This window comes from Microcoleus sp. B7-D4 (assembly GCF_036705125.1).
In the GTDB taxonomy this organism is placed as follows: domain Bacteria; phylum Cyanobacteriota; class Cyanobacteriia; order Cyanobacteriales; family Microcoleaceae; genus Microcoleus.
Genome location: NZ_JAUBTT010000168.1, coordinates 1 through 9,497 on the forward strand (window position 1 = coordinate 1; position 9,497 = coordinate 9,497).

Consider the following 9,497-nt stretch of genomic DNA (forward strand, 5'->3'; position numbering starts at 1 on the left):
ACAAAATGGTACACCGCATATTTGTCTATAAGTGTATCATTTTGTCTATTTATTCGCTACCTAGGGACTAGCTCCGACTAGCAAAACCTTCAATTTTCACATCAAACCCTAGAACTCGCAAATGTGGACTCTAGAAAGAGTTATTCCCCCTGACGTTCCAGAGTCGCCTCCATTGTACTCGTCAAGTAATGACCAGACATGATGCCGCTAGATTGGTAGTAGCGGTTGTCATCAACCCGGTGAAGGGTATCAAAACCCGTCCGCCGCTGGCGTTCGTCTCCCAATACCCAATAACGCTGGACGATCGACTGGGGAGCAATCCAACCTTCGCCCTCGACGCGGGCGAGTTCGCTGTGTTGGAGTACAAAAGTATACTGCCGTTCATCGCTGTTGAGGTGTCCTCGGTACTGCAAAATAATCTCTTCGCGATCGCCTCCAGGAAATACGAGCTTGGTCACCATACTGAACCAATCTGTTCGGTTCCAGCTCACTAAAGTTTTGCCCTTAACCGTAATTGGCACGCCATTGCGCTCAATCCAGCTTCCTTCGAGCGTCCATTGGCCAGATTCCATTAAAAACGTGTGAGCCACAGTGCTGTTCCTATGCTTTTCCTGCTGGCTACAATGCTGGTGCAACAACGCACAGCCGTTGTCCCTCAGACTCTATGCTATCACGCCCAACTGTGCCAACAAGAGTTAATTTCTCCTAAAAGTACCGATGTCCGGGCACCAGTCACTTGAGGCAGATTGCCGGGAATGCCCCGAACCCGCCATGCGGCTAAAACCGCGAAAGCGATCGCCTCTTTAAAATCTACATTCAAGCCTGCCTCAGAAGTAGTCAACACTTGCACTGGATGCAATTGAGATTGCAATCGGCGTTTTAAGTAGAGATTGTGGCTGCCACCCCCACATAGTAAAACTCGATCGGGCATAGCCGGTAAAAAAGTTTGGTAACTGTGAACGATCGAGGCAACAGTCAGTTCTGTCAGAGTAGCCAGCACGTCAGCAGGACTGAGGTTGTAACCTTGGGCCTCGACCAAACATCTGTCAAAATAGTCTACACCAAATAGCTCTCGCCCCGTTGATTTCGGCGGTGCTTGGCGGAAGAAGTCTGAGGCGAGCCAATCCTCGACTAAAGCTTGACAGGGAGTGCCCGATGCTGCCCAAACTCCACCTTCGTCGATCGTCTTAGTGCCGCCTGAGAAGTGCTGTACTGCCAAATCTAACAGGGAATTAGCCGGGCCTGTATCCCAGCCCGATATGCCATCCCCAAGACTGAAAATCTCAGACTCGTCATTGTTTCCCCCTTTTCCCCTAGCCGGAAGATAGGTAACATTGCCAATTCCCCCCAGATTTTGGATGCAGAGGCTGAGGTTGGGGTCCGCTAGCAGGCAGGCATCAACTATTGACACTAAGGGTGCTCCTTGACCTCCGGCAGCAATGTCTGCCGATCGAAAGTTACTCACAGTAGTAATTCCTGTCAATTCCGCAATTAGCGCGCCCCGCCCCAGTTGCAAGCTGTAGCCCATTAACGCACCGGCCCTGTCTTTCTGGGATTTCCCAGCAGGTCGGTGGTAGACAGTTTGACCGTGAGAGCCGATTAATTCGGCTTTATCATATTCTGCTTGAATTGTCAATGCCGCCGTAGCAAATTCTTGGGCGATGGCATCATCTAATTGGGCTAGTTCAGCCATTGACAAAGCTGAGCCACTGCAAACCGAGAGAATTTGCGATCGCAAATTAGCAGGATAAGAGAAAGTCTTGCCGGCCACCAATTGCACTTTCAAGTCTGTTTGGGAACCGACCACATCCACCAAAGCAGCATCAATGCCATCCACCGACGTGCCGCTGATCAAACCGATAACGCGGGTCATTCAATTTTAGATTTTAGATTTTAGATTTTAGATTGTTCACTTTTTCGATTTTAGATAGTCGGGTGCGATCGGGCGATGAATATTATTTGAGGTCGATCGTTACGATCACCACAGTAATATTATCGCGTCCACCTTTATCCTTAGCTGCTTGAATTAAAGCATTTGCAGCGCCCTCGCAGGCGCGAATCGACTTCAGAGGCGAAGCTATCAAAGGATCGGAAAGTTCTTCAGTCAAGCCATCGCTGCAGAGCAGCAAGCGATCCCCAGGCTGCACGTCCACCGGCAAAATATCTATCTCCCGCAAATCATCGCGGCCCAAACACTGGGACAAAACGTGACGCCAAGGATGAGTGCGAGCCTGGTCAGGAGTTAGAGCCTTTCTTTTCACAGCCTGAGCCACCCAAGTCTGGTCTTCAGTAATCTGTTCCAAGCGAGATCCGTGCAGTCGGTACAAGCGAGAGTCCCCGATATTAGCGCACCAGGGTCGGCCCTCATCCCTAAACATTAGAACCACAGCCGTAGTTCCCATATCAGCACGCTCCGGGTGGTCGAGCTGATCCGTCAAAATTGCTTGATTGGCAATTAAGAAAGCCTTTTCCAACAACAGCGGAGAATCCTCTGGCCCTTCCCAATGTTCGAGCAAATAAGATTGAATCGCCTGAGTCGCAATCCGGCTGGCTTCTTGACCTCCGGCGTGTCCTCCCATTCCGTCGGCCACTATGAAAAATCGCCCGTCAGAGTCTATGTAGTACGAATCCTGATTTACGGAACGAACTAGCCCTGTGTCTGTCTTACCTGCGAAAGAGCGTTTCATCAGAAAAAATGGGTCTGAAACCCCGTCCTTGTAGGACGGCTTTACATAGATTTTTGTTAAGACGTACCATCTTACATAAGAGGTGCTACTATGTAAAACAGCACATTTAAAGTAAGCATGACACTAAAAGCCTTCAGCTATCGATTATACCCAACGCCGGAACAGGAAAATTTGTTGCGACGTACTCTGGGTTGTGCTCGTTTGGTCTACAACCGTGCTTTAGCCACAAGGACTGAAGCTTGGTACACAGAACAGAAACGAGTAGGATATGCTGAGACTTCTTCAATGTTAACCGAATGGAAGAAAACTGAAGAACTAGATTTTCACGGGCGAAGTTAGCTGCGTGCCTTTGCAGCAATGCTTGAGACATTTACAGACGGCTTACACCAATTTTTTTGATGGGCGAGCAAAATACCCTAACTACAAAAAGAAACGTAACGGTGGCAGCGCAGAATTTACTAAGTCGGCATTTAAGTTCAGAGATGGACAAATCTACTTAGCAAAAAACACACCAGCATTGCCAATTCGCTGGAGCCGTATATTACCTGATGGTGCCATACCATCAACTATTACGGTAAAGCTTGCACCATCGGGCAGGTGGTCAGTTTCTCTACTGGTAGATGTAGAAATTGAAAAATTACCCGAAACAGGTAATCAAGTCGGTATCGATTTGGGAATTACCAGCTTGCTTACCTTGAACACTGGCGAAAAGATTGTCAATCCCAAAGGATTCAAAGCAAAGTATCGCAAACTTAGAAGAGCGCAGAAAGCTTTAAGTCGTAAGCAAAAGGGATCAAATAATCGTTACAAGGCACGACTTAAAGTAGCGAAAGTGTATCAAGAGATCACTGATGCAAGGAAAGATAATCTTCACAAGTTAACGACGCGGTTGGTGCGTGAAAACTTGCGCCATCGCCGTAGAAGACTTAGCTGTGAAGAATATGGTTAAAAATCGGAAACTCGCCGCTTCTATAAGTGACGCAAGCTGGGGGGAATTGGTCAGACAACTTGATTACAAGTGTGATTGGTATGGTCGCACTTTAATTAAGATTGATCGCTGGTTTCCGAGTTCTAAGCGATGTGGCAATTGTGGCCACATTGTTGACAAGTTGCCGTTAAATATCCGGGAATGGGATTGCCCTAAGTGCGGTACTCACCATGATCGTGATATTAACGCTGCGAAAAATATTTTGGCGGCAGGGCTTGCCGTATCAGTCTGTGGAGCGACTGTAAGACCCCAACAGAGTAAATCTGTTAAGGCTGGTGCGAAATCCCCGTCAGGGAAAGAAGCAGAAACCTAAGTTGTGAGTCTTAGGAATCCTCGCCCTTATAGGGCGGGGTGGATGTCAAATTGTAGATCGTATGATGGTAATCCCATCTTAAAATTTCGGTAAATCCAGTAAATTAAGCAGCACCTGCAAAAAAAACTGGATTTCTACCCAAAATCCGAGGTTTTGCTGGCGAGAAATCTAGGCAGCAACCGGGTTTTTAGCCTCAAAGCGCGTAATTGTCGTAAATTTCAGCACTCTGTGGTCAGCCAGCCAAAACTTAACATTCGATGTCAAATTTGGGCTGGCGAGAAATCTCAAACCTGAAATTTCAAATCGCAAATTGCACAATTATGACATCCTGTCTAAACGATCGATCCGCTTGAACAAACGCATAAGAGCAAACCCTGCACCCGCCGCCAGCACGGCAACAGCGACAGCCGGCCAGACTTGATTGCTGACAAACAAAATTGTCGCCGACAAAGTAAAAGCACTCATCAGCAAAGCATAATTCGTGCCCATTTGAGCGCTGCTCATCCGGCGGAGCAAGCGTTCTGTTTCGGCCGAACGGACGCGAATCCGCAAATCTCCCTGTTCGAGTTTATCAATAGTCTCCTCAATCCGGCGGGGCAAACCCAAAGCACTCGAACTCACCTGAGCCGCCTGACGGCCGATTTCGTTAAAAATGCTGCTACTTGTATCATGGCCATTTCCATTAGTCATAAGCTGCATGGCAAAAGGTTGTGCCACCTCCATAAAGTTGAACTCGGGATCTAAGCCTCGGCCCACCCCTTCGATGGTGGAAAAAGCTCGCATTACAAAAGTAAAAGTAGCTGGGAAGCGAAAAGGTTGGTTGTAGGCAATATCGTAAAGGTCGTCCGTAATCGCGCCCACAGACTGATTTTCAAAAGGCTTGTCCATGAAGTTATCCAGCATATACTGGATGCTGCGGCGCACCGGACTCATATCACCCGTTGGCACCAAAGCTCCCAAATTGATCAGAGAATCCATAATCCGCTGTCCATCCTTGGAAGCAATGCCGTAGAGCGTCTCCATCAGTCCTTCGCGGACGTTCGACTGGATTTGCCCCATCATGCCAAAATCGTAGAAAATCAGACAACCGTCAGCACTAACAGCGATGTTGCCGGGGTGTGGGTCAGCGTGGAAAAAGCCGTCGTTGAGCAACTGCCGCAAATAAGCTTTTGCCCCCAACTGAGCAATTAATTTACGATCGATACCGGCCGCTTCCAAAGCTTCGTAGTGGCTGATTTTAATCCCTGGCAGGTATTCCAAAGTCAGCACTCGCGGAGCCGCATACCGCCAATAAACCCTCGGCACCCGCACCCAGTCACAGTTGCTAAAATTGCGGCGAAAAGTATCAGCATTGCGGCCTTCATGGAGATAGTCAATTTCCAGCCACAGAATGCGACAGCATTCCTCATAAATCCCCATCCAATCTCGACCGCGGCCCCACTTAGGATGGTTTTGAAAGTAGCGGGCAATTCCCTTAAGAATTTGCAAATCGATCTCGAACAGTTTCCGCAGTCCCGGTCGCTGCACCTTGACCACCACTTCCGGGCCCGAATGCAGTTGAGCTTTGTGTACCTGACCCAGACTGGCAGCAGCCAGGGGCACTGGGTCAAAGCTGCGGTAGAGTTCTTGAACTGTCTTGCCCAAATCTTGCTCGACAATTACCTCTAACTGCTCGTAGCTGAAAGCAGGCACTTTATCTTGCAGCTTAGAAAGTTCCTCGACAAACTCTGCCGGGAACAAATCGGCGCGGGTAGAAAATAACTGCCCCACTTTAATGAAAGTTGGCCCCAAATCCAAGAGTGTTTCTCGAACCCAGATAGCTTGAAAGCGGCGTCTGGCAACTTTCTTTTCTTCAGTCACGCCTCCCCAGTAGCTCCAATTTTTGCTGTCGAGCCAGAGGGAAGCCAGCCAGAGCAAGACAAAGGCCCAAATGTCGAAGAAGCGCCGCTTCCGGGAGTATTTTTCGCGATTCCAGCGATAAGCTTTACTTTTGTAGGATTTACTAGCAGTTTTTTGCTCATCGGCTTCGCCAGTGTGCTTGGGGGAGCGCTGGCGATTAACAGAGTCATCAAGGAGAGCAGACACTTGGGTTCCCAAATTGCTTATTTTATGTTGTTGCTTTGATTGAAAGTAGGAGCGCAGGAGCGCAAAGCAATGCGCTCACGTAGTAAATAATAGTTGTGGTCGAGTCGATCGCTAGGGCAAACTGCTGCGGTAACGCTGTAATTCCGATCGCACCAGAGCCACTTCGGCGCGCAGCTCGTCAATAGTCGCTTGCAAATCAGCGGGATGGATGTCTTGAATAGTTGTGGTGCTTGCAGTGCCAGTTCTGGTCTGCATCGCCTCATCCGAAGCACGATTTGCCCGTTCCACAACTCGATCGGTGAACTGCCGCAGGCGTTCTCTTTGTTCGGCGTCAAATTTGCCGAGTTCAGAGAAAGCGTTGGTTGCTGCGCTTTCTAATTGCTCGTACAGTGCTTCGGCAAGTGCTCTGCCTACAAAAAAAGCATGAACTGGGGGTTTACTCATCAGAACTATGGGTTTGAAACCCCGTCCTTTTAGGACGGCTTTACATTGAATTGAATCCCCTCGCGGGGTGGAGGGGTATGGTTGCCCCAAGGCGTGAGGTATGGTTGCCTCAATCTCTTTTCGGAGTAAAGTTAGCACGCGCCTTTGTTTAGTGAGCTTGTTAGGTTGAAAGCACTGTTCCTGTTACCTTAGAACTGTTTAACTCTCAACGACAGAGCAAAGGACTAGCTACGCATCCCAGGATGTCGTGACTCGAAAAACGTAGTCAGTTAAGACTGAGGCCCGTCAGAACGGCTTGTTAGATTTCTCCTTCAAGCCTCATGCCGTCAGGGCTGAGGTTCCTGACAAAAAATCTCTGTGCGCTTCCGCAACAAATTATAACTTGCTTGTCCCCAAGGATGCTTGCTCCCAAAGGAAGGAATTTTGGGGGAATTGACACTCCCTCCCCGAGTGTCGGGGATGGGATTCTTGAGAGTTAGAACAGTTTAAGGCGCAACGGCTTAGCCCCGAAGCCTCGCTTACACTCGCTCAAATTCCAGATGGGGGTTGCTTTATACCAAAATGTTTGCAGCTTGGCAGTATTAATACGCGACCTCACACCACCTCAGCGCCGCGCACATATTCTAACATAATTCAAATCAAAATAGGAAAGCGTCCTGCATTTTTTTGCGGGCATTTGGATTTCACAGGGAATAGGAAATATTCGATAAACTCAGACGGCGACTGTTGGGATTTCCAGATTCGACGGAAGTTTTTGGAAGATAGTCGTTGGCTAGGTTTGGCTTTATTATCTCAACTACTGAGCAGATATTTGCTGAGTCATAAAATCAAGTATTTGTCCGCACTTTTAACCAACAAAAACCATACTAATTTGTCGCAGGTTCGGGAAAAGGCACTGTGGGTTCTGCCACAGGGGGTGGTGAATCAGGTGCGATCGAACTATCTGAATTGTTGCCACTGGGACTTGGTATCGCAGGCTCAGGCGATCGCTCGATCGGCGACGATATTACTGGCGACGGGGATTCCGACGGCGGCAGGGTTTCAGCGCTAGCACTCTCAGCGGCAGGCGGGGCGGGTGCGGCGGGCGGTTCTGGCGGCAGGGGCGCAACTTCCGGTACCGGTGCGGCTTCTGGTTGGGGCTCTGGCTCGATTTGGGCTTGAGGCTCTGGAATGGGGGACTCAGAAGGCTCCTCTGCGGGATCGGGCGTCGGGGATGGCTCCGGTTCCGCTTCGGGTTCTGGGGCGGGAGTTTCCGGGCTTGGAGACTCAGAAGGTTCTGCGCTAGTTTCTGAGGGCTCGATCTGTTCGGGAATGTTGCTGCTGTCTAAGGGGGGTTTGGGACGCTTGTTGAGTTCGATCGGGTAGAGAGGGCTGCTTTCGACAGACGGCTGCCCGAACATCGGCCCTGACAAATCGCGGGATTTGAGCAAATCTTCCAGAGATGGGAAGGATTCAATTTGGGAGCGATTGCTGCTGAGACTGGTGCGGTTGTAGTGCCAAGCCAGGTCAAAACCCATCCAGCCTGCAATTGCAGCCGTTACGACAAACGCCAGCAAAGTCAACTGCGGCGGGGGAGGTGCGGGCAATCGCAGACTTTGCTTGCCTTTTCTGTTTGCTGATACTCGTTCTGTTTCTTGCAGCATGGTGAGCCAATTTTCCACTGTCTGAGGGCGGTTGTGGGGGTCGATTTCGAGTCCCTGAAGGATGGCTCGCTCGATTCCTGGGCTGAGGTTGGGCTGAAATTGCCGCAACTCAGTCAGGGGAATACGATCGCGCAGGGGTGCTGCTACGGGCGCCACGCCGGAGAGTAAGTAGTAGAGGGTGGCTGCGATCGCGTAGATGTCAGTGGCCGGTGTACATTTACCGTCATAGAGGTATTGTTCGATCGGCGCGTACCCAGGGGAGAGCAAGTTAGTGTGGGTTTGTTTGGTGCCGGCGGTAAAGCCGCGCGCAATTCCGAAATCTATTAACATTACTACGTGAGAATCGGCTCGCCGGATAATATTTTCTGGCTTGATATCTCCGTGCAGCAATCCGCTGTGGTGAACTGTACTTACGGCTGAGGCTATTTGCCGAATATAGTGAAGGGCCTGGGCTTCTGGCAGCGGCCGATCGGTTTCGACTATTTGGGCGAGAGTTTGGCCGGGAATGTAGTCCATTGCGATAAAAGACTGTCCGGCTTCTTCAAAAAAGTCAATTACCCTGACTATGTTGGGATGCTGACACCGCGACACGCTTTGGGCTTCGGCAATAAACTGCTGCTGAAATTGGGCAGATTCTGGGTGTTGGCGCAGACTTTCGTTGAGGGTTTTGAGTACGACGGTTTGGTTTAAATGGGTGTGGATAGCTCGGTAAGTGATGCCGAACCCTCCTATGCCTAAAGTCGCGTTAATTTTGTATTTGCCCTGTTGCAGGACTGTTGCTGGCGCTAAGTTCATCTTCAGTTGATGCCGTTTCCCAAACTATGCTACCGCCTTTGGGTTATTTCGCAGAGTTAGGGGTTTTAAGCAGTTGCCAAAATACGTAGGTTTGTCTAGGTTTTTCTAAGAATTAGACGGAAACCAACAAGAATTGTGATAAACTGGGGAAACGCTTGATTAGTGCGGGAAGAATAAAGCTTACTGGGTGTGAAAACCACAGAAAAACACTCTTGCTCAAACGGATCGTCAAAAAAACCAAATATTTCAAGTCCTCTGCTAATTAGGCAGTCTCTAACTGGGAAGAGTAGGCCAACCTGAGCAATCAGGAAGCATATAGCACTTGCTCTAGGCAAAACATAGACCGCTAAGTTTGATTTAGAGATTTCTGTAGGTTTTTAGGAGCGGTTCACAGCCGTTGACATTTTACCTAGATTTACCTAGGTTTTAGTTACTAAATTATCGGTAAATTGACGAACAGACTAAGGCGTTGCTGAATCAAGGTATGAATACCCCAGGAATGGGAATATCGTCAAACTTCAAGTAATGTATTAATAACTTAA

General features: G+C 49.1%; 9 protein-coding genes. 3 read left to right on the forward strand and 6 right to left on the reverse strand.

The window, feature by feature from the left end:
• Window positions 1–140: 140 nt before the first annotated feature.
• From QUB12_RS35460 to QUB12_RS35470, 3 genes are all read right to left on the reverse strand, one after another.
• Window positions 141–572 (reverse strand): hypothetical protein, encoded by a 432-nt coding sequence (locus QUB12_RS35460; protein ID WP_445251382.1) that lies wholly within the window; start codon window positions 570–572, stop codon window positions 141–143.
• A gap of 98 nt (window positions 573–670) precedes the next feature.
• Window positions 671–1,873, reverse strand: a complete 1,203-nt coding sequence (locus QUB12_RS35465) for an anhydro-N-acetylmuramic acid kinase (protein ID WP_333147545.1) — start codon at window positions 1,871–1,873, stop codon at window positions 671–673.
• An 82-nt stretch (window positions 1,874–1,955) separates the two neighbouring features.
• Complete coding sequence (locus tag QUB12_RS35470; RefSeq protein ID WP_333064224.1) at window positions 1,956–2,687, reverse strand: PP2C family serine/threonine-protein phosphatase; 732 nt, start codon at window positions 2,685–2,687, stop codon at window positions 1,956–1,958.
• Between the two features lie 117 nt (window positions 2,688–2,804).
• Here QUB12_RS35470 and QUB12_RS35475 point away from each other — a divergent pair, with 117 nt between their 5' ends.
• The 3 genes from QUB12_RS35475 to QUB12_RS35485 are packed head-to-tail and all read left to right on the forward strand — an operon-like array spanning window position 2,805 to window position 3,988.
• Entirely contained in the window at window positions 2,805–3,026 is a 222-nt protein-coding gene (locus QUB12_RS35475) for a helix-turn-helix domain-containing protein (protein WP_333147543.1), read from the forward strand.
• Between the two features lie 4 nt (window positions 3,027–3,030).
• The gene (locus tag QUB12_RS35480; RefSeq protein WP_333147542.1) at window positions 3,031–3,636 is read left to right on the forward strand and encodes a transposase; all 606 of its coding nucleotides are present in this window, start codon (window positions 3,031–3,033) and stop codon (window positions 3,634–3,636) included.
• On the forward strand, window positions 3,629–3,988 hold the full coding sequence (locus QUB12_RS35485) for an RNA-guided endonuclease TnpB family protein (protein WP_333147540.1): 360 nt from the start codon (window positions 3,629–3,631) through the stop codon (window positions 3,986–3,988). The genes QUB12_RS35480 and QUB12_RS35485 overlap by 8 nt, the downstream gene beginning before the upstream one ends.
• A 318-nt stretch (window positions 3,989–4,306) precedes the next feature.
• Here the strand turns inward: QUB12_RS35485 and QUB12_RS35490 are convergent, their stop codons facing one another.
• From QUB12_RS35490 to QUB12_RS35500, 3 genes are all read right to left on the reverse strand, one after another.
• Window positions 4,307–6,073 (reverse strand): AarF/ABC1/UbiB kinase family protein, encoded by a 1,767-nt coding sequence (locus QUB12_RS35490; RefSeq protein ID WP_333147538.1) that lies wholly within the window; start codon window positions 6,071–6,073, stop codon window positions 4,307–4,309.
• 111 nt (window positions 6,074–6,184) lie between these two features.
• Window positions 6,185–6,517, reverse strand: coding sequence for a DUF6825 family protein (locus QUB12_RS35495; protein WP_190660406.1), 333 nt, complete (start codon window positions 6,515–6,517; stop codon window positions 6,185–6,187).
• 866 nt (window positions 6,518–7,383) lie between these two features.
• Window positions 7,384–8,955: a serine/threonine-protein kinase gene (locus QUB12_RS35500; protein ID WP_333310808.1), complete on the reverse strand. Its 1,572-nt coding sequence runs from the start codon at window positions 8,953–8,955 to the stop codon at window positions 7,384–7,386.
• Window positions 8,956–9,497: the final 542 nt, after the last annotated feature.

Excerpts from the sequence above, each read along its gene's own strand:
- QUB12_RS35460 (WP_445251382.1), bottom strand. The coding sequence starts at position 572 with ATGGAATCTGGCCAATGGACGCTCGAAGGAAGCTGGATTGAGCGCAAT.
- QUB12_RS35465 (WP_333147545.1), bottom strand. The coding sequence starts at position 1,873 with ATGACCCGCGTTATCGGTTTGATCAGCGGCACGTCGGTGGATGGCATT.
- QUB12_RS35470 (WP_333064224.1), bottom strand. The coding sequence starts at position 2,687 with ATGAAACGCTCTTTCGCAGGTAAGACAGACACAGGGCTAGTTCGTTCC.
- QUB12_RS35475 (WP_333147543.1), top strand. The coding sequence starts at position 2,805 with ATGACACTAAAAGCCTTCAGCTATCGATTATACCCAACGCCGGAACAG.
- QUB12_RS35485 (WP_333147540.1), top strand. The coding sequence starts at position 3,629 with ATGGTTAAAAATCGGAAACTCGCCGCTTCTATAAGTGACGCAAGCTGG.
- QUB12_RS35495 (WP_190660406.1), bottom strand. The coding sequence starts at position 6,517 with ATGAGTAAACCCCCAGTTCATGCTTTTTTTGTAGGCAGAGCACTTGCC.
- QUB12_RS35500 (WP_333310808.1), bottom strand. The coding sequence starts at position 8,955 with ATGAACTTAGCGCCAGCAACAGTCCTGCAACAGGGCAAATACAAAATT.